The 23,025-nt window shown below is 45.8% G+C and carries 26 protein-coding genes; 1 reads left to right on the top strand and 25 read right to left on the bottom strand.

Annotation, left to right across the window (positions count from 1 at the left end; all coding sequences use genetic code 11):
* Nucleotides 1-15: 15 nt before the first annotated feature.
* From LCM20_RS07235 to LCM20_RS07175, 13 genes are all read right to left on the bottom strand, one after another.
* The gene (locus LCM20_RS07235; RefSeq protein ID WP_225194757.1) at nucleotides 16-1,200 is read right to left on the bottom strand and encodes a pyridoxal phosphate-dependent aminotransferase; all 1,185 of its coding nucleotides are present in this window, start codon (nucleotides 1,198-1,200) and stop codon (nucleotides 16-18) included.
* 13 nt (nucleotides 1,201-1,213) lie between these two features.
* Complete coding sequence (locus tag LCM20_RS07230) at nucleotides 1,214-1,744, bottom strand: DUF5590 domain-containing protein (protein ID WP_225194756.1); 531 nt, start codon at nucleotides 1,742-1,744, stop codon at nucleotides 1,214-1,216.
* On the bottom strand, nucleotides 1,710-1,880 hold the full coding sequence (locus tag LCM20_RS07225; protein WP_225194755.1) for a YpmA family protein: 171 nt from the start codon (nucleotides 1,878-1,880) through the stop codon (nucleotides 1,710-1,712). Before LCM20_RS07225 ends, LCM20_RS07230 begins: the two co-directional genes overlap by 35 nt.
* 85 nt (nucleotides 1,881-1,965) lie before the next feature.
* Nucleotides 1,966-4,764, bottom strand: coding sequence for an ATP-dependent DNA helicase DinG (dinG, locus tag LCM20_RS07220; protein WP_225194754.1), 2,799 nt, complete (start codon nucleotides 4,762-4,764; stop codon nucleotides 1,966-1,968).
* Between the two features lie 88 nt (nucleotides 4,765-4,852).
* On the bottom strand, nucleotides 4,853-5,254 hold the full coding sequence (panD, locus tag LCM20_RS07215; RefSeq protein WP_225194753.1) for an aspartate 1-decarboxylase: 402 nt from the start codon (nucleotides 5,252-5,254) through the stop codon (nucleotides 4,853-4,855).
* Between the two features lie 17 nt (nucleotides 5,255-5,271).
* Nucleotides 5,272-6,138 carry a pantoate--beta-alanine ligase gene (panC, locus tag LCM20_RS07210; RefSeq protein ID WP_225194752.1) on the bottom strand — a complete coding sequence of 289 codons (867 nt, stop codon included), beginning with the start codon at nucleotides 6,136-6,138 and terminating at the stop codon, nucleotides 5,272-5,274.
* A gap of 9 nt (nucleotides 6,139-6,147) precedes the next feature.
* Nucleotides 6,148-6,969, bottom strand: a complete 822-nt coding sequence (gene panB / locus LCM20_RS07205; protein ID WP_225194751.1) for a 3-methyl-2-oxobutanoate hydroxymethyltransferase — start codon at nucleotides 6,967-6,969, stop codon at nucleotides 6,148-6,150.
* Complete coding sequence (locus tag LCM20_RS07200) at nucleotides 6,962-7,954, bottom strand: biotin--[acetyl-CoA-carboxylase] ligase (protein ID WP_225194750.1); 993 nt, start codon at nucleotides 7,952-7,954, stop codon at nucleotides 6,962-6,964. The genes panB and LCM20_RS07200 overlap by 8 nt, the downstream gene beginning before the upstream one ends.
* Nucleotides 7,930-9,126, bottom strand: a complete 1,197-nt coding sequence (locus tag LCM20_RS07195) for a CCA tRNA nucleotidyltransferase (protein WP_225194749.1) — start codon at nucleotides 9,124-9,126, stop codon at nucleotides 7,930-7,932. The genes LCM20_RS07200 and LCM20_RS07195 overlap by 25 nt, the downstream gene beginning before the upstream one ends.
* Nucleotides 9,113-10,246, bottom strand: a complete 1,134-nt coding sequence (gene bshA / locus LCM20_RS07190; RefSeq protein WP_225194748.1) for an N-acetyl-alpha-D-glucosaminyl L-malate synthase BshA — start codon at nucleotides 10,244-10,246, stop codon at nucleotides 9,113-9,115. Before bshA ends, LCM20_RS07195 begins: the two co-directional genes overlap by 14 nt.
* A gap of 5 nt (nucleotides 10,247-10,251) precedes the next feature.
* Nucleotides 10,252-10,665: a methylglyoxal synthase gene (mgsA, locus tag LCM20_RS07185; RefSeq protein WP_225194747.1), complete on the bottom strand. Its 414-nt coding sequence runs from the start codon at nucleotides 10,663-10,665 to the stop codon at nucleotides 10,252-10,254.
* Between the two features lie 11 nt (nucleotides 10,666-10,676).
* Complete coding sequence (gene dapB / locus LCM20_RS07180; RefSeq protein WP_225194746.1) at nucleotides 10,677-11,477, bottom strand: 4-hydroxy-tetrahydrodipicolinate reductase; 801 nt, start codon at nucleotides 11,475-11,477, stop codon at nucleotides 10,677-10,679.
* Nucleotides 11,470-11,808 (bottom strand): nucleotide pyrophosphohydrolase, encoded by a 339-nt coding sequence (locus LCM20_RS07175; protein WP_225194745.1) that lies wholly within the window; start codon nucleotides 11,806-11,808, stop codon nucleotides 11,470-11,472. Before LCM20_RS07175 ends, dapB begins: the two co-directional genes overlap by 8 nt.
* Nucleotides 11,809-11,962: 154 nt before the next feature.
* Here LCM20_RS07175 and LCM20_RS07170 point away from each other — a divergent pair, with 154 nt between their 5' ends.
* Complete coding sequence (locus LCM20_RS07170) at nucleotides 11,963-12,838, top strand: YitT family protein (protein ID WP_225194744.1); 876 nt, start codon at nucleotides 11,963-11,965, stop codon at nucleotides 12,836-12,838.
* A gap of 92 nt (nucleotides 12,839-12,930) precedes the next feature.
* Here the strand turns inward: LCM20_RS07170 and LCM20_RS07165 are convergent, their stop codons facing one another.
* The 12 genes from LCM20_RS07165 to LCM20_RS07110 form a co-directional block, all read right to left on the bottom strand.
* Nucleotides 12,931-13,605 carry a zinc metallopeptidase gene (locus LCM20_RS07165; RefSeq protein WP_225194743.1) on the bottom strand — a complete coding sequence of 225 codons (675 nt, stop codon included), beginning with the start codon at nucleotides 13,603-13,605 and terminating at the stop codon, nucleotides 12,931-12,933.
* Between the two features lie 68 nt (nucleotides 13,606-13,673).
* Nucleotides 13,674-14,366 carry a hypothetical protein gene (locus LCM20_RS07160; protein ID WP_225194742.1) on the bottom strand — a complete coding sequence of 231 codons (693 nt, stop codon included), beginning with the start codon at nucleotides 14,364-14,366 and terminating at the stop codon, nucleotides 13,674-13,676.
* 54 nt (nucleotides 14,367-14,420) lie between these two features.
* A complete protein-coding gene (locus LCM20_RS07155; RefSeq protein ID WP_225194741.1) occupies nucleotides 14,421-15,005 on the bottom strand; it encodes a DUF1405 domain-containing protein in 585 nt (194 codons plus the stop codon).
* Nucleotides 15,006-15,088: 83 nt separating this feature from the next.
* Nucleotides 15,089-15,946 (bottom strand): menaquinol-cytochrome c reductase cytochrome b/c subunit, encoded by an 858-nt coding sequence (locus LCM20_RS07150; RefSeq protein ID WP_225194740.1) that lies wholly within the window; start codon nucleotides 15,944-15,946, stop codon nucleotides 15,089-15,091.
* 27 nt (nucleotides 15,947-15,973) lie between these two features.
* Complete coding sequence (qcrB, locus tag LCM20_RS07145) at nucleotides 15,974-16,648, bottom strand: menaquinol-cytochrome c reductase cytochrome b subunit (RefSeq protein WP_225194739.1); 675 nt, start codon at nucleotides 16,646-16,648, stop codon at nucleotides 15,974-15,976.
* 3 nt (nucleotides 16,649-16,651) lie between these two features.
* Nucleotides 16,652-17,158 carry a ubiquinol-cytochrome c reductase iron-sulfur subunit gene (locus LCM20_RS07140; RefSeq protein WP_225194738.1) on the bottom strand — a complete coding sequence of 169 codons (507 nt, stop codon included), beginning with the start codon at nucleotides 17,156-17,158 and terminating at the stop codon, nucleotides 16,652-16,654.
* 133 nt (nucleotides 17,159-17,291) lie between these two features.
* On the bottom strand, nucleotides 17,292-17,747 hold the full coding sequence (locus LCM20_RS07135) for a YpiF family protein (RefSeq protein WP_225194737.1): 456 nt from the start codon (nucleotides 17,745-17,747) through the stop codon (nucleotides 17,292-17,294).
* A gap of 86 nt (nucleotides 17,748-17,833) precedes the next feature.
* Nucleotides 17,834-18,394: a ReoY family proteolytic degradation factor gene (locus tag LCM20_RS07130; RefSeq protein ID WP_225194736.1), complete on the bottom strand. Its 561-nt coding sequence runs from the start codon at nucleotides 18,392-18,394 to the stop codon at nucleotides 17,834-17,836.
* A 30-nt stretch (nucleotides 18,395-18,424) separates the two neighbouring features.
* The gene (locus LCM20_RS07125; protein ID WP_225194735.1) at nucleotides 18,425-19,678 is read right to left on the bottom strand and encodes a tetratricopeptide repeat protein; all 1,254 of its coding nucleotides are present in this window, start codon (nucleotides 19,676-19,678) and stop codon (nucleotides 18,425-18,427) included.
* 17 nt (nucleotides 19,679-19,695) lie between these two features.
* Nucleotides 19,696-20,556, bottom strand: coding sequence for a hypothetical protein (locus LCM20_RS07120; protein ID WP_225194734.1), 861 nt, complete (start codon nucleotides 20,554-20,556; stop codon nucleotides 19,696-19,698).
* Between the two features lie 67 nt (nucleotides 20,557-20,623).
* Nucleotides 20,624-21,910, bottom strand: a complete 1,287-nt coding sequence (aroA, locus tag LCM20_RS07115; protein WP_225194733.1) for a 3-phosphoshikimate 1-carboxyvinyltransferase — start codon at nucleotides 21,908-21,910, stop codon at nucleotides 20,624-20,626.
* A gap of 13 nt (nucleotides 21,911-21,923) precedes the next feature.
* Nucleotides 21,924-23,024 (bottom strand): prephenate dehydrogenase, encoded by a 1,101-nt coding sequence (locus tag LCM20_RS07110; protein WP_225194732.1) that lies wholly within the window; start codon nucleotides 23,022-23,024, stop codon nucleotides 21,924-21,926.
* Nucleotide 23,025: the final 1 nt, after the last annotated feature.

Below are 23,025 nucleotides of genomic sequence, written 5' to 3'. Positions count from 1 at the left end.
CAACAAAATAACTATTTAAGATTGATGATTCTTCACAAAACGCTTGATGCGCTCTGCGGCTTGTTGTAATTGATCGAGCGATGTCGCGTACGATAAGCGTACGTTTTCCGGAGATCCGAAACCAGAACCTGGAACCAGTGCGACCTTCTCTTCATCCAATAGAGCTTTCACCCATTCATCTACACCTTTGAATCCACAAGACTCAGCGGCTTTCTGAACATTTGGGAAGAGATAAAAGGCACCGGAAGGTTTTTCACATTCCACACCTGGAATTTCTGTCAACCATCCGTGAAGAGCATCCAGTCTCTCACTGAACGCTTCGCGCATTTCTTCCACCGCAGATTCATCACCGGTATAGGCAGCTAATGCTGCGTATTGGGCGATGCTAGTCGGGTTGGAAGTTGAATGGGATGCCATGTTCGACATCGCTTTAATGATGTCTTTACGACCTGCAGCAAACCCGATTCTCCACCCTGTCATAGAGTGCGACTTGGAGACACCGTTAATGATCACCGTCCGGTCATACAAGCTATCCGAAAGCTCAGCGATGGATACATGCTGTTCTTCAGTATAGATCAGCTTCTCATAAATTTCATCAGATACAATCAACAGGTCATGCTTTTCACATACTTCTCCGATGGCCTGTAACTCTTCTTTTGAATACATCATACCGGTCGGATTACTCGGTGAATTGATGATGACAGCTTTTGTTTTAGACGTCACCGCTTTTTCGAGCTGTTCTGGTGTGATTTTGAACTGATTGGATTCTTCGGCGTTGACGATAACGGGCTGTCCTTCCGCCAGTTTGATCTGTTCCGGGTAACTTACCCAGTAAGGAGCTGGTACGATCACTTCGTCGCCCTCGTTCAACAGAACCTGGAACAACGTGAACAGGGCATGCTTGGCACCTGTTGTCACTATGATCTGCTCATTTGTATAGTTCAAGTTCTGGTCACGCTGGAGCTTTGCCGTAATGGCATTCTTAAGTTCCGGGACTCCACCAGCAGGAGTATACTTCGTCAACCCTTCGTCCATTGCTCTCTTGGCAGCATTCAAAATGTATTCAGGGGTATTGAAGTCGGGTTCTCCTGCCCCAAGTCCAATCACATCATGGCCTTCCGCCTTCAGGGCTTTTGCCTTCGCTGTGATGGCCAACGTACTAGATGGCGTTAAGGATTGTACACGCTTTGCTAATTCCATTCAAGTCACTCCTCTACAAGTTCTGTTTAAATGCAAATCGTTGATCGAACGATTCTCCACTTAGTGTGTAGTAGTCAAAAACATAGCGGCTCTCCCGGTCAATGTAAATCAATTCAAAGACAGGCTGCCCTTCTTCATAAGCATACGAAATTTTTTTAAAAGAACAACCCCCACACGAGCTGCGCCACTGGTCTTTCATTTCATCAAGGCTCAGAAATTCGGTTTCTGTCTGCAAGGATACATCCAGCACTTCCTCGTCTTCCACTTGTACAAAGACAAGTCCCTTCTCCCCATCTTCGAAAAGACCTTGAAGAATATGTACCGCCCGGTCTCCATGATAAACGGTGACGTCTTCAACAGAAGAAAGTTCGGTTTCTTTCAGTGCAATCGCTTTTGCCTCATCATGTTCACTCGTTACATCATTTCGAACGTCAATATACATCCAAATGCTGAGTGCCGCACAGATTAGGAAGAGGATCAGTCCTGAGAGCAGCGTCCACTTCGCCCAGTCAGGTACGGTAAATCGTGAAGACTGCCGTTTCATCGTCATCCTCATCCAATGCCATTCCAAACATTAAGTCTTGATCTTTCAATGTGCGGTTTAACGTGTCCACTAATTTGTATAAATCATCCGTCTTTTGAATTCGGACGGTTGATAATGTTTCCATTTTATTTGACATGACTGTCCCTCCCAAGATAACGAGCAGGTTCGCTTCGCTCTACATTATAACAGTTTACAGAGAAGAAGTTGATTGAAATCATAGCTCAAATCCAATCTTCCATTTCATTCATCAATTCCCTTGTAGATTTGTATGAAATCGGCACTTTCGGAATAGAGGAAATGAAATACTTTCCATACCTTGCCTCCATGATCCTTTGATCACATACGAACACAACACCACGGTCTGTTGCCGATCGGATCAATCGCCCAAAGCCTTGCTTAAACCTTAATATCGCATGAGGAAGAGAGCGCTCCATAAATGGATTCTTCCCTTCTTCTTTAAGGTGCTGGTTCTGCATCGACTGAAGAGGCTGCTCAGGAGGCTGAAATGGCAGCCTGACCATGACGAGGCACGATAGATCATCCCCGGGTATGTCAACACCCTCCCAAAACGAGCTTGTACCGAGCAAAATAGCTTGATCAAATGATTGGAAGTTTTTCTTCAGACGATCGCGACTGCCACTTGTGATGCCTTGTGCAAAAATCATGAATTCTTCCGGGTCAATGAATTCCTTCAACAATTCATACGTCTTGCGCAGCATGTCATAGGACGTGAATAGGACAAGCATCCGCCCTTTTGTCACGTAGGCCATCGAATAGATCGCTTCACTAAGGGCGTCTATATACTCCTCTGGTTGCTCTTTGATATTCGGGAAGTCTGATGGGATCATCAGACGGACCTGCTGATCAAAGTCATAGGGGGAAGAAATGGTCTTTTCCAGTAGACGGTCATCTCCCTGTAGACCCAGAGTCTTTTTAATATAAGTAAAGCTCTGGTTAGTAGAAAGCGTAGCACTGGTTAGTATGACGCTTTTCTTCTGTTCAAACAGCTTTTTCTGCAGGGTCCCTGTTACATCCAGCGGCTCGCTGAACAGGTACACGGCATTGGAGGCACCGCCCCCTTCAATTTCAATCCATTTTGCCATCTCATCGCTGCCTGAGAAATATTGATCAAGTCGCTTGATGGTTTGTCTGCAGAACTCGATACGGCTTTCTAAACGGGATAACAATACTTGAAGGGATGGGTCATCCATCAGTTTTGTCGTTAATGCCAGGTGGTTATGCATCCGTTCCATCCGATACGCCAGCGTCCGAATCTCTGATAAGAATCGGAAGCACATTTCTTTGGCATTTTGAAACAATGGATCCGATGCGGAAAGGCTGTATTGGATCCTGCCGATATCGCTTTTCGCGTTACGCTTACGCCGATGGGTCCGTTTCAATTGTTGAAACATATAGCGGGACCACTGATTTAACTCTTCCTTCGCCTGATCCACCAGCTTCTGACAAGCAGCCGCTTCTTTATAAAACTCCTCCGGCAGAGAGAATCGTGCATAGGCCGGTCTTTGGTACAGCTCAGACAATTGACTGAGCTGCCTTTGCAAATCTCTGTAGTTGAACTGCACACCAAAATAGCGTGTCGTGACAGCTTCAAGGTGATGGGCTTCATCAATGATGACACGATCATACGTAGGAAGCCGTTCTTCATCTGAAATCAAATCCAAGCTGAATAGCGCATGGTTTGTAATCATAATATCGGAACCTTCCGCTTTCTTGCGAGCCCAATCGTAGAAAGAGGCTTCCCCACCATCTAAATGAACAACTTTTGTAGACTGCTCGGAAGATACTTTATGCCAGAACTGCCGCCCATTTGATGGGAGCTGTATTTCATCAACATCCCCTGTAGTCGTCTCTGTTAACCAAACGAGGATTGTGGCCTTTGTTAGGGAAATATCATAGTTATCCCTATCCGATTGGTCCAGCTCATATCGAAAGTGCACAAGACTGATATAGTGTGATTTTCCTTTGTACAACACAGCTTGAACAGGACGGGGAAACAGTTTCTCAATTCTTGGAATCTCCTCTTCAAGCAGCTGCTTCTGCAGGGCTGTCGTATGAGTCGTAATCAAAATGCGTTCCTTCTTTTTCATCGACGCAAAAATCGCTGAAAGCAAATAAGCGATCGACTTCCCTGTACCCGCCCCTGCTTCAATGAGTGCATGTCGTTCTTCCATCAAAGCATGATACGTATCTTCGCTCATCTCTTTCTGACCCTTACGCATTTCATAACGATCCATCACACTTGAGAGCCCGTCTTCGGAATCGTAAACACCATCCAGCCATTCTGAAAATGGCGACAGGTGATCCGGTACATCAATTTGTGACCGGTCCACCTTTTTCACAGGGATGCCGTGCCACAATTCATAATCTTGTGAGGAAGGCGTGCTTTGATACCTCTTGGCTTCTATACCAGCTTGTATAAACGGTCGGAGTCCGCTCTTTAACTTCGGTTCAATCCTTAATAGATATTCTAACGTCCGTTCGGGAAGCTCGTGTAACCTTTTTAATAAGTAAACCAGGAGATCACTCGTTGCCTGAGCATCAGACAATGCCCTGTGCGGACGGTCGTGCCCCATTCCTAAATACTCAGAAAGGTGACCAAGCTTAAAGGAAGGAGACATTGGAAGCAGGATTCTAGATAGTTCGACCGTATCCATGATTTGAGTATGTAAGGATGGATACCCTGCTTGGTTCAACTCATGGTTCAAAAATCCGAGATCGAATTCGATATTATGCGCTACAATGCAGCTGTTTTTTACCATGGAATAAACCTCTTCGACGATTTCAGAAAACAAAGGAGCATCAAGCACATCATCATCTTCAATCCCTGTTAGAGACGAGATGAAGGGTGGAATCTCTCTCTCAGGATAGACGAGTGATGAGAATTCTTTCAATACTGTACCGTCTTCTTTCATGAGGACAATGCCGATTTCGATCATTCGGTCCCCTTTTGATGATGCATTTCCCGTTGTTTCCAGATCCACAATCGCAAATGTTGTCATGATATCCCTCTTTCCGAACGTTCGAAAAAGTCCAGCTTTCAAAAAGTAAGGACCCTGCCAATAAGAAGAGGCAGAGACCCTTTAGGTGTTACTTCTGCAATGAATAAGGAAGCGCAGTCAATGGCGGTTCTTCCTCAATGATTTCTTCAATCTTATTGCCCTCGCCCATCAGAGCAATTTTCGGCTTGAATTGAGAGAGCTCTTCCTCGTTCAACATAGCATAAGAAACAATAATGACAATATCTTCTGGTTGAACAAGGCGTGCAGCAGCGCCGTTTAAGCAGACCACTCCACTCCCTCTCTCTCCTGCAATGACGTACGTCTCGAGACGTGCTCCATTATTATTGTTTACGATCTGAACTTTTTCGTGAGGCAGTATCCCTACCTCGTCCAGAATGTTTTGATCGATCGTTACACTGCCAACGTAGTTTAAGTTGGCTTCTGTCACACGGGCACGGTGAATTTTCGCTTTCATCATGGTGCGGAACATTCGATTTCCTCCTTGCTTTACCTGAGTTCAGACACACCGTCTTTTCCCATCACGACGTTGTCAATAAGCCTTGCTTTCTCGTAGTAAACGGCAACGGCCAAAATGACGGTCTGGTCGATGGAGTGGACGGGCTCTAGTTCAGGATAAGACAGTAGCTCAATATAGTCTATTTTACCACGAGTTCGGCTGTCAAGAAACTCTCTTACAGATTGGATGATCTCTTCAGGGTTCCGCTCCCCTTTTCTCACAAGATCCGTGGCATGTGACAAAGCCGCTTGAATGGAAGGCGCTTCTTCTCGTTCCGAATGAGATAAGTTAACATTACGGCTGCTCTTGGCCAGTCCATCAGCTTCTCGCACGGTCGGAACGCGTACTAATTGAACCGGAAAATTGAAGTCCTGGATCAGTCCATCAACGACCGCTACTTGCTGGGCATCTTTCATGCCGAAATAAGCTCTTGTAGGCTGACAGATATTGAACAGCTTGGTGAGAACCGTCACAACGCCTTCGAAATGACCGGGACGGCTTCTTCCACATAGTACGTCAGCACGCCTAACAACCGATATATTCAAGGTTAACGGGGCGGGGTACATCGTATCTTCGGTCGGAAGAAAGACGAGATCGACACCGTATTTCTCCGCGACAGACACATCATGATCGTGGTCGCGCGGGTACTGATCCAAATCTTCATTTTCCCCGAATTGAAGAGGATTGACGAAAATACTGAGGATCACTTTGTCATTCTCTTTCCTCGCTTCTTCCATTAAGCGTTCATGCCCCTCATGAAGGTATCCCATCGTGGGTACAAAGCCGATGGTTTTTCCTTCCCTGACCCACTTCGTTGTTTGTTCCTGAACTTGTGCAATTGAATCGAAAACGTTCATAAGTGCTCCTTACTCCTTTGGCAGCCCTTCTGTATCCATCGTGAAGGTGTGCATTTCTTCTGGAAATTCTTTTGTTTTCACTTCTTTAACATAAGAGGTGACAGCCTCACCCAAGGCTTCATTCGCATCGAAATAGCTCTTTACGAACTTCGGAAGCCGTTCTACACCGTATTTTAAAATGTCGTGATAGACTAGCACTTGGCCGTCACATTCTACACCCGCTCCGATCCCGATGGTCGGAATCGTAAGCTTTGATGAGATCAACTCAGCCAACTGCCTTGGAACGCACTCTAATACGATTGCCATCGCACCTGCCGCTTCGATCTGCCGGGCTTCATCCAGAAGTCGCTCGGCTGTTTCTTTATCTTTGCCTTGGACTTTGTATCCCCCGAGGACGTTGACGGACTGAGGGGTAAGGCCGATGTGGCCGACAACTGGAATACCAGCAGCAACAAGTCGCTCAATCGTCAAGAGAACCTCACCGCTTCCTTCCACCTTAAGCGCCTGCGCGCCTGTATCTTGGAAAAGGATTCGTGCATTTTTCATGGAGTCCTCTAGAGATATGTGATAACTCATGAATGGCATATCGACGACCTTGAACGTATCGGGAGCCCCTCTTGTGACAGCTTTACCGTGATGAACCATGTCCTCAATCGTGACCGGTATGGTGGAGTCATACCCGAGCACCGTCATCCCAAGACTGTCTCCTACCAGGATCATGTCTGCTTCTGCCTGTTCAGCCATTTTGGCAGATGGATAGTCATAACTCGTAATCATTGCAATCTTCTCTCCACGTTCTTTCATTTGCCTAAGTGAATTCGTATTAAGCATGGTATCCTCCTTCTCCCCAGTGAATTTCAGCGGAATACAATTTCTCAACTTTCCCGTCCATATCTCGTGCACGAAGAGCTCCGTCCGGTTCAATCCCGATGAGAACTGCTTCAAAGGTACGTTTCATCGTCGAAATGGTGACTTTCTCTCCAATCCGGTAGCCGTACCGTTCCCATTCATATTTAACCTGCTCAAAACCAGACTTGATAAACGCGTCGTATGTAGTCTCAAACGTCCGTAGAATCGTTTGTATGGTTTTGGGGATATCCCATTCGTCACCCGATTCAAGCTTCAGAGAAGACGCTTTATGGGCAATCGATGAAGGGATTTCGTCTTCATTTTGATTGACATTCATTCCAATACCAAGCACAACATACTGGATCTGGTCCTGTTCAGCCTGCATTTCGGTCAGAATGCCGGATACTTTCTTATGATGAATTAAAATGTCGTTCGGCCACTTGATAGCCGGTGAAAGCTCAGAGCACTCGTCGATGACTTTTGCAAGTACAGTAGCCGTCAAAAGAGTTAACTGCGGCGCCTGAACGGGCGGAAGCGTCGGTCTCAGCAATAGACTCATCCAGATCCCTTTTCCCTCAGGTGAGTGCCACTCCCGAGCCATTCTCCCTTTCCCTTTCAGTTGTTCATCAGCGATGACGACAGTTCCGTGCGGCTTGTTCTCCTTCGCTAACCGATGGACGATATCCTGCGTTGATTCCACTTGACTGAAGTGATGCAGCTCACAACCGATCCAATGCGTGTCGAGCCCCCAGCGGAGCGTATTCTCACTCACTTTGTCAGGAGATGAAACGATTTTATAGCCTTTCCGTTGCACCGCTTCAATCTCATAGCCGTCTTTCCTCAGTTCCTTCATATGCTTCCAAACCGCTGTCCTTGAAATGTCCAGCTGTTCAGACAGCTGCTGGCCGGAAATATGTTCTTCCTGCTTCTCCAATAAATCAATTAGTCTTTTCCGTGTAGATTCCATTGCTGCACCCATTTCTTTATTTGATCATGGTCGTTGTCAACCGAACCTTGTACAACCGCTCTCTCAATCTCGAGGAGTCCCTCTCCAATCCAAGGACCTTTTTGTCGATCAGGAAATAGATTGATTAAATCGGTACTTGAAAATACCAAATCCTTCCTTGATCGAATGGGAAGCAGAGATTTTTCATTTCTTATTGCTTCGAGTGTGCCTTGTTCTACCTTCCCTGAAGCAATCACAATTCTCGAAAAGGCATCCAGACAGTCGTCCTTCAATTGATAAGCAAGCCAAGGGGTGACCTTTCCATCTCGTTCGAGCAACGCTGTCATTTCGTAGAGGTGCTCACTGTTCCGACGAATTTGATTCGAAAGTTTCCATGATTTCACCCAATCCTGAACACTGTCGCCAAAGCCCTTTTTCAAGAAAAAGACAATGGTTTCAGGCCACGTTTGTAGGGAAAGGGAAGGCGTGTGCTGATCCAACATGAACCCCTCCCGTAATACGGGCAGCTCATGAATCAAGTTCGTCTCAACCAAGATTTCCAGTCCGTTTTGGAATTGATCACCTGCCAGGAGTTTCAAGAATTCAACGGAAATCCTCTCTACCGCAATGTGACGAAGCAGAGGGGCCTGCTTTGCCAGTGCCTCCTGGGTGGATGGTTCAAGGCTGTACCCGAGCTTACTTGCAAATCGGGCGGCGCGGATCATACGGAGCGGATCTTCACGAAATCGCTCATCCGGCTCTCCTACGGCCTGGATCAACTTTTGCTCGATCGCCTCTTTCCCACGGAAAGGGTCGATGATATTCTGTTGTCGGTCCATTGCAATCGCATTCATCGTGAAATCCCGGCGCGCCAAGTCTTCTTTAATGTCAGATACAAATGTCACCTCATCCGGGTGTCTGAAATCCTCATAGCCTTCTTCAGTGCGGAATGTTGTAACTTCAAACGACGTTCCCTTATGTCTGACGATGACGGTACCATGTTCGATGCCGACCGGAATCACTTTTTCAAAGGTATTCTGTACGTCACCTGGCGTAAGCGACGTTGCGATGTCGATATCTCCGATGGCACGGCCTGTCAGTAAGTCCCGTACGGCTCCACCGACGATATAAGCCTCACCTCCGGCTTCTTCTATCCGTTCAATGACTTCAAACGCTTCTTCAAAAAGATTCACGATCGCTCACCTGTTCATACAAGTCTTCATACTGACTCAGTATCGCATCTGAAGAAAATTTTTCGCACACCGTTTTCCTCGCCTGGGCGGACATATTCTTCATTCGCTCATCATCCTGAAGCATTTTCACAGCATAGTACGCAATCTGCTCGACATTACCGAGTTCAGCAATATACCCCGTCTCATCATGGTCGATCACTTCCGGAATTCCGCCGATATTCGTACCAATACAAGGCACACCGCACGCCATAGCCTCGAGCAATACCAGACCAAAGCTTTCCTTTTCGGAAAGGAGAAGCTTCAAATCAGCTATGGAGAGAAGGTCACTGACGTTGTCCTGCTTGCCTAGGAAAAGCACCTTGTCTTCTAATTCAAGATTTTGTACGAGTTGCCTGCATTCAGAGTACTCTGGTCCGTCTCCTACTAATAATAGCTTAGACGGTACTTCTTTCTCGATTAGAGAGAAGGAATAAATCACATCCTGCACTCGTTTAACTTTCCTGAAATTCGAAATGTGTATGAGGACCTTCTCATCGTCATCAATCTCATAATCTTTTTTCAACGATTGAGTATCCTTCTTGTAATACTCACGCTCATCTACAAAATTATAAATGACATCAATATCTTTTGTCGTATCCAGCATGTCTCTCGTTTGGTGGACGAGACTTTTGGAAACGGCCGTAACCCGGTCCGATTGTTCAATGCCAAACTTGATCATCTGTTTAAGACTCGTGTCGATGCCGAGCACGGTTATATCGGTACCATGAAGAGTCGTGACGATTTTTACATCACGGTTACACATCTGCTTCGCTAAAATAGCACAAATGGCATGTGGCATCGCATAATGCACATGAAGGATGTCGAGTTCTTCGCGGTTGATGACTTCAGCCATTTTATTTGCAAGAGCTAAATCGTAAGGCGGGTGTTGGAAGACCGGGTAGTTACTGACTTCCACCTCATGATAATAAATATTAGGGTATACACGATTCAGCCTGAAAGGGACCTGTGCTGCAATAAAATGAATTTCGTGCCCTTTTTCTGCCAACAGTTTCCCTAGCTCTGTTGCAATTACACCTGATCCCCCGACTGTGGGGTAGCAGGTAATTCCTATTTTAGCCATTCCATTCACTCCTGATCTTTCTTTTCTTTCACTATACTTCTCCATTCAAAGTCACCGCGGTCGAGCGCACGGATGAGAATTTCAGCTCCGGCAAGGTTCGTTGCCAGCGGGATTTGGTGGACATCACACAGACGCATAAGCGCACTGATGTCCGGTTCGTGAGGCTGCGCTGTCAGCGGATCACGGAAAAATATAATGACGTCCATGTCATTCTCAGCAATTTTTGAACCGATCTGCTGATCTCCACCCAATGGTCCGGACAAGAATTTGTGGACACTTAATCCCGTCGAATCTGAAATTTTCGTTCCTGTTGTTCCTGTCGCATACAAGTCATGCTTCTCCAATATGGACTGATAAGCTGTTGCAAATTGGACCATATCCTTCTTTTTTTCATCGTGAGCAATCAACGCAATATTCATATCTTTTCCCCCTACTCTAATAGGTGTTCGAGACCGTATACTAGAACATCCAGTTCCATCACTTTTTCACAGGACAACTTTACGCCGCTCATAAACGATTCCCGGTTGTAGGAGTCATGTTTAATGGTAAGCGTTTGACCTAGACCGCCGAAAATGACCTCCTGGTGAGCCACGAGGCCAGGCAGGCGCATACTATGAATTTTCATACCGTCTACATCAGCTCCCCGAGCTCCTTCAATCGCTTCCTTCTCTTCAGGATGCCCTTGCTTTTGACTATCCCTCACTTCTTGGATCAGCTGAGCAGTTTTGACTGCTGTTCCAGACGGGGCGTCCAGTTTCTGGTCATGGTGTTTTTCAATGATTTCGACCTGTGGCATGTGCTTGGCAGCCCATTTCGAGAACTGCATCATCAATACGGCTCCTATCGCAAAGTTCGGTGCAATCACTGCACCAAGCTTTTTCTCCTCACAGAGCGCTGTCAGTTCATTCAACTGTTCTTCTGTAAACCCGGTTGTACCGACCACAGGACGGATTTCATTTTCCAAGGCAAGCTTTGTATGTAGATAGCCATTCTCCGGAGTCGTCAGTTCAATCAATACATCCGCCTCTACTTCGGACATACAACGTGCTGCATCTGTATATACTTCAGCATCAAGTGATGGAAGCCCATCTATGTCGCCGACGCGTTCTCCCTCATGCTTTCGGTCGATACAGGCTGCAAGTTCCAACCGTTCATCCGAAGCCACCATTTCTAATGCGGCCTTCCCCATTTTCCCTCTCGGTCCGGCAACAATTACGCGGATCTTATCCATTTGCATCCTCCTCCTTTTTTGTCCATCGATCTTTATCTCTCGTTTCAATTTTGCTCATCGACTGTTCAAATGCTTCTGACAGATCGATATCCAGCGAATTCGCAAAGCAGGTAAGGACGAAAATCACATCGCCAAGCTCTTCAGACAAGGCTTTGTCCTGCTCGCTAGATTTCTTCGGTTTCTCACCATACCTGTGGTTGATTTCTCTTGCCATTTCTCCGACTTCTTCTGTCAAGCGCACCTGGAGAGCTAAAGGTGAAAAATAGCCCTCCTTAAACTGCGATATATAATCATCCACACGCTTTTGAATTTGTTGAGTTGAATAATTCATGAAGGTCCGCTCCTTTTGAATAAACTTAAGCATCTCTCTAAATGGTAGCCAAAAGGGCGTGATTTGACAAATTATTTATTTGTTCAACTCCCATTGCCGGATGACACAAGCTTCCCTATAATTAAAATCGTGCAGATTTATTGGAGGTGTACTTATGAAAATTTTTGGACTTAAAGTTAAAAATATTTTACTGATTCTAGTTGGCTCTGCCATTTTTTCATTCGGTCTCGTACATTTCAACATTCAAAACGAGCTCGGTGAGGGAGGATTCACAGGGATTACGCTGCTCTTATTGTACTTATTCAACTGGGACCCAGCAGTCATGAACATCGTCCTGAACATTCCCGTCCTTTTGGTCGGTTGGCGTATTCTCGGACGCAATACATTTTTATATTCGCTGATCGGCATCGTAGCCGTATCTGTGTTCATACGCCTTTCTCAAATGTACATGATTGAAATCAACCTGGCCAACGACTTGACTCTCGCTTCCCTATTCGCCGGAGTGTTCATCGGTGTAGGACTTGGAATCATTTTCCGTTACGGTGGAACGACCGGAGGCGTCGATATCATCGCCCGGTTGATCAATAAATATCTAGGCTGGAGCATGGGACGTGCGATGTTTGTTTTTGATGCTGTCGTCATCTTTATATCCGTCATCACTTACTTGAACTCGATCAAAGGGATGTACACGCTTGTCGCCGTGTTCATCGGGGCTAAGGTCATCGACTTTATCCAGGAAGGAGCCTATGCCGCCAGAGGTACAACCATCATATCAGAACGAAGCGATGAGATCGCCAAACTCGTCATGAAAGAAATGGATCGCGGGGTCACCGTTCTTGAAGGACGCGGATCCTTCTCAGGTGCCAAGCGTGACGTATTGTACTGCGTAATCGGCAAAAACGAGATCGTCCGTATGAAGTCACTAATAGACCGAATTGATCCACATGCATTTGTAGCTGTTAGTCACGTCCACGACGTTATGGGAGAAGGATTTACATTGGACGAGAACAAAAATCCTCTGGATGATTAACCTTTTCAAACATCGTTTTCTATACGACCATTCCTCAAACATTCAAAAAAGCCTTCTTAGTATGAGAACTAAGAAGGCTTTTTACTACGCTATTATTCTTCACCCATGCCTGTGAACATAAGAACGAAGCGGAGAAGCTCGAGTAGAGCTACAATCGCTGCAGCTACGTAAGTCATCGCAGCGGCATTGAGTACTTTCTTCGTTTTACGTTCTTCATCATTGCGGATGATGCCGGAGCTAACCATCTGCCCCATGGCACGGTTCGATGCATCAAACTCAACTGGAAGTGTAACAAGCTGGAACAATACAGCTGCTGTGAAGAATACGACACCAGCTAAATAAAGACCGGTCATATTCAGTAACAATCCTCCGATAATCAAGAAGATTGAAGCGTTCGAACCGAAGCTTGCAACCGGAACAAGCGCGCTGCGGAATTTCAGGAAGGCATAGTCCTGAGCATCCTGAATGGCGTGTCCGACTTCGTGCGCAGCAACTGCTGCCCCTGCAGCCGAACGTCCGTGGAAGTTGTCTGAAGACAGACGAATCACTTTAGAACGAGGGTCATAGTGGTCCGTTAAGTGACCACGAACTTCTTCCACTGCTACATTGTACAATCCGTTATCATCTAAGATTTTTCTAGCTACCTCAGCACCACTCATAGCAGATGAGATAGGTTCTTTTGAATATTTTTTATACGTCTTTTTCACTTTGGATTGAGCCCAAATTGGAATAATTAAGATCAACGCAAAGTAAATCAGAAATTCCATAATTCATTCCTCCGTCTTGGATGTAGATGACTTACTTAGGTCAATTTTAGTCAAATTAACCGAAAAAATCAACTATTTTCGCTTCTCTTGTGCCCACTTTTTCGGTTAGCTATAAACCTTCGCAATGCGACATAGAAAAGTGTGAACACAATCGTACCACCTATAATGATGACCGTAAACAATAACGCACTATCCTTGAATTGCCAGTCTTGTTCTAGAATGGGCAGACTTTGAACAACATGATCCCTCGTTTGCATAGTATCATGCTGCCCTAATTGAGAAAAAGCCACTTTCAAGGGCAGCAGCTCCTCTTCTTCTACGAAAGCAGCCACATAAGGGCTAAGCTCGTCCCATTCGTTCACTAAAGTCTCAGCAGACGTCTTAGAGTCCATCGATCGTAATTGAATATCTTCAATCTGATGATTCACCCATTCTTTAGAGTCAGATGCCACCAAGAATGAAATAAACTTCTTTAAAGCTTCTGCATCTTGAGCCGTTATCTCTTCATCGACGATCGAAGGGGAAACCTTATCCCATACCGTTCTAACCTCTTCGGCTTGGTCTTTTATATATGTTTCCATCTCAGGCAGTCGGTTATTCAATAGCCTTTCAGCCAATGAATGCTTATCATCACGAACTAGAAGCTGGAATTGTTTTGCAAATTCATCCCACCCAGAGTATTGTCTCTCCCCGAAGGCATTCGGCGTCACGAGTGTGAAAATAAGGGAACTGATCAGACAAACCAGAAGCGCTCGTCCCATTCCATTTCTCCTCTCTCATAAACAGTCTTACAGAGAGTGTATGAATGGGCGGCATCATGTAGAACGACGCTTTTGTGTTGTCACATAAGCGATAGCGATACATCCAATACTCAACCAGAACGTAAAGTATCCAATTTCATTCATGTGCTCCATAATGGACGGATAGATCGGCATCTGCTCAAACACATAATCGATCACATCATTATGAAGCGTCCAAACCGCAGCGAAAGCAATATGTCTCAGTCGAATTCGATAATACGGGGTGTATAAAAGAGCCTGAACAGCCATAGCTCCGTGAGAAGCGATCAGCATATATCCCGTGAGCGGTAGTGAACCGCCTTGATCGACGAACGTCAATCCGTTCATGACGACAGCCCATATGCCGTATTTCATCAGCGTAATGAGAGCCAGCGCTTCAATATAAGGAACGTTTCTCCCGAAAAGGAAGAACCCTAAAAATATAGTGAAAAACAAGCTGGCTGTAGGGCTGTCTGGAACAAAAACAAGGTAAATGGCTTCCGTCTGAACGAGTTGAGGTTCATACCAGATATACCCATAGATTGTGCCAAAAAGGTTGACAATGAATAATAGCCATAAGAATAGGCGGTTCGTGAGTATGTAGGAGATAAAACCTTTCATAAACCATTCCTCCAGGATAAATGAAGCCGCGCTCTTCTTACGAGCGCGGCTTCATTGTACATTATGTTTGAATCTCTAGTGAATTAGTGCGCGGAAGCAGACTCCTCACCTTCAGATGAACCTTCTTCTGAAGACCCACCTTCTTCTGAGGAACCTTCCTCGCCGCCTCCACCAGAACCAGCATTTTTAATAAATTCGGCCAGTTGCTGAAGTTCTTCATCAGAGCCGTTGAAGATTCCAGCAGGCATTTGACCAATACCATTGACGGCAATATCTTTAATTTCATCAACTGATTTCTCAGTATCCATTAAGGATGGATAGTTCCCTACCCCCTGAAGTGCATCACCGTGACAGCTCATACAGTTCGCTTCATAAACCGCCCAGCCAGGTCCTGAACGATCAATCTCAGACTCGACAGCTTCAATGTTAACACCGTACTGTTCAGCACGCATCTCATAGTCCGCGTGGCTGACAGATTCATACGTCAACCAGAACGTAGCGATGACACCAAGAAGCATAAGGCTGACAGCGATTGGTCGCTTCGTAGGTCGTCTTTCAGGTCCTCGGTCCAGGAACGGAGCCAGTAACAACGCTCCAAAAGCGATACCAGGCATGACGATTGCACCTAATACGATGTAGTCTCCCCCAGCGAATTGATACTTCAGAAATTGGTATAAGAACAAGAAATACCAGTCAGGTAACGGGATGTAACTCGCATTCGTCGGATCCGCCTGCTGCTCAAGTGGAGACGGGTGAGCGGCAGTAAGTATAAGGAAACCGATTAAGAATACGGAGCCCACAAGCCATTCTTTAAGTAGAAAGTTCGGCCAAAACGCTTCCGTACGTCCCGGGTACTCTGAATAGTCTTTTGGTAAATTAGCTTTTTGTTCGGCAGTGACACGGGAGTCACCGACAAATTTCATACCTTTTCCCCTATGCACAACTTTCCCTCCTTTTCATCTTACCTCTTATAGTGGTCCAGAAATACCTTGTTTACGGATGAGTATGAAGTGGAACGCCATCAATCCGAACAAAGCTGCAGGCAGGAAGAATACGTGAATGGCAAAGAAACGAGTAAGCGTTTGCGCTCCAACGATAGATGGATCACCCGCGAGTAATGTTCTAAGCATATCACCAATCAGAGGTGTTGCTGCTGCAATCTCAAGCCCTACTTGTGTTGCAAAGTAAGCTTTGTTATCCCAAGGTAGTAGGTATCCAGTGAAACCAAGTCCGAGCATTACGAAGAACAAGAGTACTCCGATTACCCAGTTAAGCTCACGTGGCTTCTTATATGCTCCTTGGAAGAATACCCGTAATGTATGTAGGAATAACATGACAATCACGAGACTCGCTCCCCAGTGGTGCATACCACGAACGATCTGCCCATAGGCTACTTCTCTTTGTAAGTAATAAACAGATTTCCAAGCATTTTCGATATCCGGAACGTAATACATCGTTAAGAACATTCCAGAAAGAATTTGAATAACGGTAACAAAGAATGTCAGTCCGCCAAAACAGTAAACAAATGCAGAAAAGTGGTGTGCAGGGTTGACATGCTCAGGCACCTCGTGGTCAGCAATGTCTCGCCATAACGGGGTAATGTCAACACGCTCGTCCACCCAGTCATACAACCTTTGTAGCATGAATTATGCCCCCTCTCTTGATATAGCATCACCTAAGTAAAGCATGCCATCTCTCACTTCATGTTGATAAACAGGAAGCGGTGCAGTTGGAGGTGTATTCGGCACGTTTACACCATCCTTGGTATAACGTCCGGCGTGACATGGACAGAAGAATTGATTCGGATATTCTTCATTTGAAGCCCAGTCCACCGTACACCCTAAGTGTGTACAGATCGGAGATAAAGCTATAATCTCATCACTATCGTTTCTGTACACCCAAGCCGTTTTCTGAACTTCAGATTCGTACCAGGCATCCACCTGATCGATCGTCCATTCAAAGCGTTGTGGTTCGTTGGTGATTTCGTCTACGGACGCAACCGATACCATGTCGCCACCCTCTTGTGTTTTCAACACAGGATCAATCGCAAAGCGTACCATCGGTGCAAGCATACCGGCAGCCATAAATCCGCCCACACCAGTCAATGTGTAGTTTAGAAATTGACGGCGGGATACTCTTTTTTTGTCGCTCATTTTTTTCCCCCCTCTATGCGGTCATCCATGTGACATGGATTGTTTACACACAGTTTACTAGGACAATACCATGATAGCGCAATCTTGAAGACGGGTCAATATATCCTATCAATCCTTGTCGTAACTTCTGCTCCTACCAATACGATTGGATAAGTTCGCTGATCTCTTTAGCCTGTTCTTTGACAAATGCTTGTGTCTCAGTGGATTGAAGATCCCCTGTTTGCAATCCAGGCACCCAGATCAACTCGCCCTCGATATCTTTTTCGTACTTTTTCCATTTCATGTCGAAGGTGAAAAGAAAAATATGCTTGAAAGGCTGTTCTCGGAAATGATGAATCCATTGATTGATCCTCTCTACTTCCTCATCTTGTCCATCACTCATATAATGGTAATCAGGTGATAAAAATATTCGTCCTCTATACTCTTTTTCTATCACATTGGTGAAGACTTGATTCAATTCACGCAGAAACGCCTGCTTCTCCATGTTTTTGTCAGAGGACGGGTCAAACGGAACAAGCGGTATGACAACCGTGTCTATGTATTCCTTCTCCGGCAGGTACTGGCCGATATCTTTTTTCGCAAAGCGCATGGAATTCTCCCCTTATTTATCTTTCCCTCTATTGTACTAAATCCTCACAAAAAGAAAAGCCAGGACATCAAGGATGTTCCTGACTTTCATGTGAAAGCATTCAATTCTTTTTTAATTTGGTTTAATGCCTGACAGAGATCGTTGAACGTTTCCCGGTCCCCCCGCACTAGCGCAAGATCAATTTCGGTCTCTGTCTGTTTCAATCTATGCTGCAGCAGGCTGTGGGAGAGCAGGCGGTTCGCTTCTGATTTGTCCCGGTCATTCAAGTAATAATCTTTCGGGAGATAAGGGTTCTCCTCCAACACCAAAGCATATTTCGAACACTGTTGAGCTTTTTCAAAATTCATTTGGATATAGACCGGTTCATCTTTATTCATGCGTAGATCGTGAAAGGATTTCTCAGCATCGTTTGTCATGACCTGACCTTTGTAAAAACGGAACGGCGGGTCCGATACGCCTTGTGCGCTGATTTCCATGCCGCGAGGGCAGAACTTGACTTCATTAACGAAATGTACACTGGATAATAGAGACTCATGATTCATCAAGTAATTCAGAATCCATACGCTTTCCCGTTTTTTCAACTGAAAGTGATTCAAAAACCATCGGACAAAATCCTTCTTTTCATCCACGGAAATGGGTGTTTGCATGGGCGCCCCTCCTGCGCTACAGTGTTAAACCTATTCTTCTTTCAACCTGGAAACGAAGTCCTCCACCTCTGTATCTGTCGGATCAATCGCTAAATATTCTCCAAGAACTTTCTGTGCATCATTCATTAACCCTTCTTCTACAAGGAAGTATCCATATGCTTTAAGGAAGTCTGTGTCTTCTTTCAAGTTCGGGTAAGCTTTCTCATACATACCAAGCGCATCCTTGAACTGTTCTTCTTCTTCATAAGCGTTCGCAAGCTCCCAGTAGTAATTCGGGTCTTCTTCCCCGAGGTGGATCAGTTCATTAATAAGTTCAATGATCGACTCGAAGTCTTCATCCGCCTTGTAATTTTCAATCAGGAACAATACGGCTTCCTTATAACCCGGGTCGAGAGCAATCGCTTCACGCATGTACTGATAGCCCTGCTCTTTGTTGCCCTGGTGGTGAGATAACGTAGCGGCCAGGTGATAAAGCTCTTTGTTGAATTCATCTTTTTCCAACCCTTTTTCCGCCATGGCAAGCGCTTCTTTCTGCATGCCTTCTGATTCATAGACCTGTGCCAGGTGAGGATAAACAGATTGATAATACGGGTCTTTGTCAATTAAGTTTTCCCATACTTTCATCGCAATATCATTTCGATTTGCCTGATACGCTACAAAACCGTAACGGAAAAGGACATCTGGGTTATCCTCTTCAACGTTCTGGAACATTTCAAGAGACTGTTCGAATTCCCCGTTTGCTGCGAATGCTTCTGCGAGTCGGGTTGCAACTTCTACATCACCGATTACCGGCTCGTGGTGCATGGCATTTTCATAATAAGGGACACTCTTCGCGTATTCACCATTAGAGAAAGCAAGTTCCCCAAGGGCGAAGTCGATAATCGAAGAGTTAGGTTCCACTTGTTTAGCTTCTAATAACTTCTGCTCTGAAACCTCATACAGTCCTTGAGCCTGGTAGAGATCAGCCAGCTGTACAAGAGCCTGTAAATAGTCCTCATCTTCCGGACCGAACTGATTCAGAATGTCTATGGCTTCATCATCTTCGCCAAGGTCAATATGGATCTCAGCCATCATGACCTTCAATTCCTGCTCCTTCGGGTAACGCTGCATCATTTCTTCAAGAACGGGTTTCGCTTCTTCCAGCATCCCCCATTGAATGTAAAGTTCAGCTATCGTGAAGCGTTCTTCTTCATCAGCTTCTGGTAGGTAGGTTGTTAAAGTATTTATCGCATCTTCCGTCTTGTGCTCATCCATCAGACGGACGGCTTTTTGAATTTCCTCCATGGTTACATCCTTTCAAATTAAACAAAGTGCTTGTGTACGTTTACTTTCACATGTGATTGAGGGGTATAGTCGATTAAAGTCTGATTCACTTGAACGACCTTCCCACTTACAACGGTCACATCTGGAACAGCATTATGATATCTGAAATCATCCTCTTCATCAAACGTTGAGCCTTCTTCCTGCCGGTATAAGTTGTAATCGGCACATCCACCATAGATAAAGTCCCCTCTATTCGGATAAATACCACTGTCCCTCAGGTTTTGACTCGTCAACCATTCGTCTTCCTGTATGTCTGTTAACCTAATGATACCATACTGCCGAGAGAGCGCATCCCACAAATCCGTATAATCTACGGACGTATTTTCGCCATCTTTGACGATAATTGTCAAAGGTATTCGCTTGTGGGACTGAGCCTGGACAATCCATTCCCAAGTGACGGAACGAAGCTCTTCTGGACCTTTCACTTCAACACATAAAAAAGGAGCGCCTTTGCGGGAAAAGTAACGGACCAGTTCCGGGCGGAGCAGGTGTGCCGGAACGACTGGAGTCACCATGTACGGGACGGGGATCGGCTCCAGTTTTTTTAATAATTGGTCATACAATTCCCTGTAGTGACGTATGCTAGAAACTAGGTGTTTCACTACGAGAAGCGTGCACCCTTTTTTTATGTAGGACTCGGATGTTTGTACAGGGTGTGCGGACTCTTCGAGTGGGTCGTTCACATCCATCATGACATGTCCCGGTGTAACAGAGAACCCACTCGTATCCATTTGGATGTAATGCATCTTTCCAATACGGTCTCTTACATACTTGTTCCCATAAACGGTTGTCTCTGATCGGGTGCCTTCTTTTTGATGGATAAACCAATAAGCTCCCATACGATTAAAACCTCCATTGGGCTTTTTACATCGTATGAGAGCTTATGGCAAACTATGAAACTTTCTTCTATCTTAATTGATCCAAATGCTCGAAAAACGGTGGATAGGAAATATTAATGCACTCTTTGTCCAGGATCGTCACAGGACCCTCTGTAACGAGCGAGGCGATGGCAGCCATCATTCCGATGCGGTGATCCCCGAATGAGTCCAGCACGCCTCCATTAAGGGCTCTGCCGCCTTTTATGACCATTCCATCGTCACGCGCTTCGATATCGGCACCGAGACGCTTCAAATTCTCTACAACGGCGTAAATGCGGTCGGTCTCCTTCACTCGCAATTCTTCGGCGTCTTTGATGACCGTCTCACCTTCCGCTTGAGTAGCGGCAAGGGCAAGGATCGGAATTTCATCAATGAGATTGGCAATCAGTTCGCCTTCTATTGTGACACCCTCAAGCGTACTTGTCGATACGCGCACATCGCCGACCGGTTCATCCCCGATGTATGTATGAATGTCATAATCGATAGATGCTCCCATTCGTTCGAGAGCTGTGACAATTCCGTTTCTCGTTTCATTCAATCCTACGTCCCGAATCGTCACTTCACTCCCAGGAGTGATGGCTGCTGCCACCATGAAGAATGCTGCAGAAGAGATGTCACCCGGCACTTGCAAGTCGGAGGCAGACAACGCTTGTCCACCGGAAATCGTAATTTCAGAACCCTTCACCTCAAGGTCAACTCCGTATTGTGGCAAGAGCTTTTCGGTGTGGTCCCTCGTAACCCCTTTTTCGACGACGGTTGTGTCCCCTTCTGACAACAAACCAGCGAGAAGGAGCGCGGACTTCACTTGAGCACTACGGACCTTCAACTCATGGCGCATGCCTCTAAGCGTGGTTCCGGAGAAGGCAAGCGGAAGGAATGAGGAACTATTGCGTCCATGAATGACGGCGCCCATTTCCTTCAGTGGTAGGACGACACGGTCCATCGGTCTTTTTGATAACGATTCATCTCCATAAGCTGTTGTAAAGAAAGGCAGGGCAGAAAGAACGCCACTCATCAAGCGGGCGGTTGTTCCCGAGTTACCGAAGTTGATCGGCTGTGTTGGGGCGGTCAACTTTTGAACGCCTTGCCCATGAATCTTCAGTGTGGAGCCTTCCTCCTCGATGTTCACACCCATTTGTCGGAAGGCTTCCACCGTTCGGAAACAATCCTCTCCGGTCAGGAAATTTGTAATGGTCGACGTCCCTTCAGCCAATGAAGAAAAAATGACTGCTCTGTGTGATATAGATTTGTCGCCTGGTACTCGCACCTCACCAGACAATCCTTTCGTCTTGGATTCTAATGTTACTTCTGACATTTAATCCCTCCTCTCATTGTTGGACCATGACTTCGAACGAGTTGCGTCCAAGCAGGTCTTTACTCTTCATCTGATCTTCACTCGATGCAAAGCTGATTCGGAGCACACCTGTAATCCCTTCACGGATTTCCAGGATTTCGATGTTTTTAATGCTGATTTCGGCAGCAGCAAGCTGACCGATGACCTGATAAATGGCTCCCGGCTTATCATGAATATCGACGTAAAGATCATAAAACGCCGGGATGGCTCCTCTTTCCTTCGTCGGAAGCCCGTCTCGATAACGCTTCGCCTCGACCAAGTATTCCAGCGTCTTCTCCGCATCTTGTTCAGATAAATAATCACGAATTTCTTCCATTTCCTTGATCCAATCATCGAGCATAGTCATCAGCAGTTCTCTATTTTGGAAGAAGATGTCCTGCCATAAAGAAGGATTACTAGAAGCTATGCGTGTAATATCTTTGAACCCGCCTGCAGCTAGATGTTCGATATAAGGATGCGTCTCCTGCCATTCTCTCGCCTGGTGAACGAGGGAAGACGCAATCAAATGAGGAAAATGGGAAATGACCGCCGTCATTTCGTCATGTTCCTCAGTTGTAAACGTGAGAAAACGCGCTCCCGTTTCGGAGAACAATTCCTTCAATCGATCCGCTTCCTGATTGCTCGCATGAACGGAAGGCGTCAACACGTAAATGGCATTTTCAAACAAATGGGGCTTAGCGGCTGTATATCCCTGCTTATGAGACCCCGCCATCGGGTGCCCCCCTACAAACGAAAGCATGGGATGCTCCCATTTGTTCGCTGCCTCCAGTACACGATTTTTGACTGAAGAAACATCGGTCACAAGAAGAGGCTTCTCTAAATCCATCTTTTGGAGTATGTTCAAGTAACGGATGGTGGTGGAAATGGGGGTGGCTAATACACAAATGTCCGCTTCCTTGACAACAGCTTCAAACTCCGTCGATGCCTGGTGAATGACACCCTGAGCAAGCGCCATGTTCAACGCTTCTTCATCCTGGTCAACACCAATCACGGTGTAGCCCTCTTTCTCTGATACATTCATGGCAAGTGATCCGCCAATCAACCCGAGACCGACGATCAGCACCTTCTCTGACATA

It is taken from the genome of Halobacillus litoralis (assembly GCF_020171725.1).
Classification (GTDB): Bacteria; Bacillota; Bacilli; order Bacillales; family Halobacillaceae; genus Halobacillus; species Halobacillus litoralis_F.
Note: the sequence above shows the minus strand (reverse complement) of the source record. Positions and strands in the feature narration are given on the sequence as shown.

Bases quoted from the DNA above. Each gene is read 5' to 3' on its own strand.
- panB (WP_225194751.1), bottom strand. From the start codon at position 6,969: ATGCTTAATACGAATTCACTTAGGCAAATGAAAGAACGTGGAGAGAAG.
- dapB (WP_225194746.1), bottom strand. From the start codon at position 11,477: ATGGATAAGATCCGCGTAATTGTTGCCGGACCGAGAGGGAAAATGGGG.
- LCM20_RS07170 (WP_225194744.1), top strand. From the start codon at position 11,963: ATGAAAATTTTTGGACTTAAAGTTAAAAATATTTTACTGATTCTAGTT.
- LCM20_RS07125 (WP_225194735.1), bottom strand. From the start codon at position 19,678: ATGGAGGAAATTCAAAAAGCCGTCCGTCTGATGGATGAGCACAAGACG.
- panD (WP_225194753.1), bottom strand. From the start codon at position 5,254: ATGTTCCGCACCATGATGAAAGCGAAAATTCACCGTGCCCGTGTGACA.
- qcrB (WP_225194739.1), bottom strand. From the start codon at position 16,648: ATGCTACAAAGGTTGTATGACTGGGTGGACGAGCGTGTTGACATTACC.
- LCM20_RS07135 (WP_225194737.1), bottom strand. From the start codon at position 17,747: ATGCGCTTTGCGAAAAAAGATATCGGCCAGTACCTGCCGGAGAAGGAA.
- LCM20_RS07175 (WP_225194745.1), bottom strand. From the start codon at position 11,808: ATGAATTATTCAACTCAACAAATTCAAAAGCGTGTGGATGATTATATA.
- LCM20_RS07120 (WP_225194734.1), bottom strand. From the start codon at position 20,556: ATGGGAGCTTATTGGTTTATCCATCAAAAAGAAGGCACCCGATCAGAG.
- aroA (WP_225194733.1), bottom strand. From the start codon at position 21,910: ATGTCAGAAGTAACATTAGAATCCAAGACGAAAGGATTGTCTGGTGAG.
- panC (WP_225194752.1), bottom strand. From the start codon at position 6,138: ATGAACGTTTTCGATTCAATTGCACAAGTTCAGGAACAAACAACGAAG.
- LCM20_RS07155 (WP_225194741.1), bottom strand. From the start codon at position 15,005: ATGAAAGGTTTTATCTCCTACATACTCACGAACCGCCTATTCTTATGG.
- LCM20_RS07140 (WP_225194738.1), bottom strand. From the start codon at position 17,158: ATGAGCGACAAAAAAAGAGTATCCCGCCGTCAATTTCTAAACTACACA.
- LCM20_RS07165 (WP_225194743.1), bottom strand. From the start codon at position 13,605: ATGGAATTTCTGATTTACTTTGCGTTGATCTTAATTATTCCAATTTGG.
- LCM20_RS07130 (WP_225194736.1), bottom strand. From the start codon at position 18,394: ATGCAAACACCCATTTCCGTGGATGAAAAGAAGGATTTTGTCCGATGG.
- mgsA (WP_225194747.1), bottom strand. From the start codon at position 10,665: ATGAATATTGCGTTGATTGCTCACGATGAAAAAAAGAAGGATATGGTC.
- dinG (WP_225194754.1), bottom strand. From the start codon at position 4,764: ATGACAACATTTGCGATTGTGGATCTGGAAACAACGGGAAATGCATCA.
- LCM20_RS07200 (WP_225194750.1), bottom strand. From the start codon at position 7,954: ATGGAATCTACACGGAAAAGACTAATTGATTTATTGGAGAAGCAGGAA.
- LCM20_RS07160 (WP_225194742.1), bottom strand. From the start codon at position 14,366: ATGGGACGAGCGCTTCTGGTTTGTCTGATCAGTTCCCTTATTTTCACA.
- LCM20_RS07235 (WP_225194757.1), bottom strand. From the start codon at position 1,200: ATGGAATTAGCAAAGCGTGTACAATCCTTAACGCCATCTAGTACGTTG.
- LCM20_RS07110 (WP_225194732.1), bottom strand. From the start codon at position 23,024: ATGTCAGAGAAGGTGCTGATCGTCGGTCTCGGGTTGATTGGCGGATCA.
- LCM20_RS07230 (WP_225194756.1), bottom strand. From the start codon at position 1,744: ATGAAACGGCAGTCTTCACGATTTACCGTACCTGACTGGGCGAAGTGG.
- bshA (WP_225194748.1), bottom strand. From the start codon at position 10,246: ATGGCTAAAATAGGAATTACCTGCTACCCCACAGTCGGGGGATCAGGT.
- LCM20_RS07225 (WP_225194755.1), bottom strand. From the start codon at position 1,880: ATGTCAAATAAAATGGAAACATTATCAACCGTCCGAATTCAAAAGACG.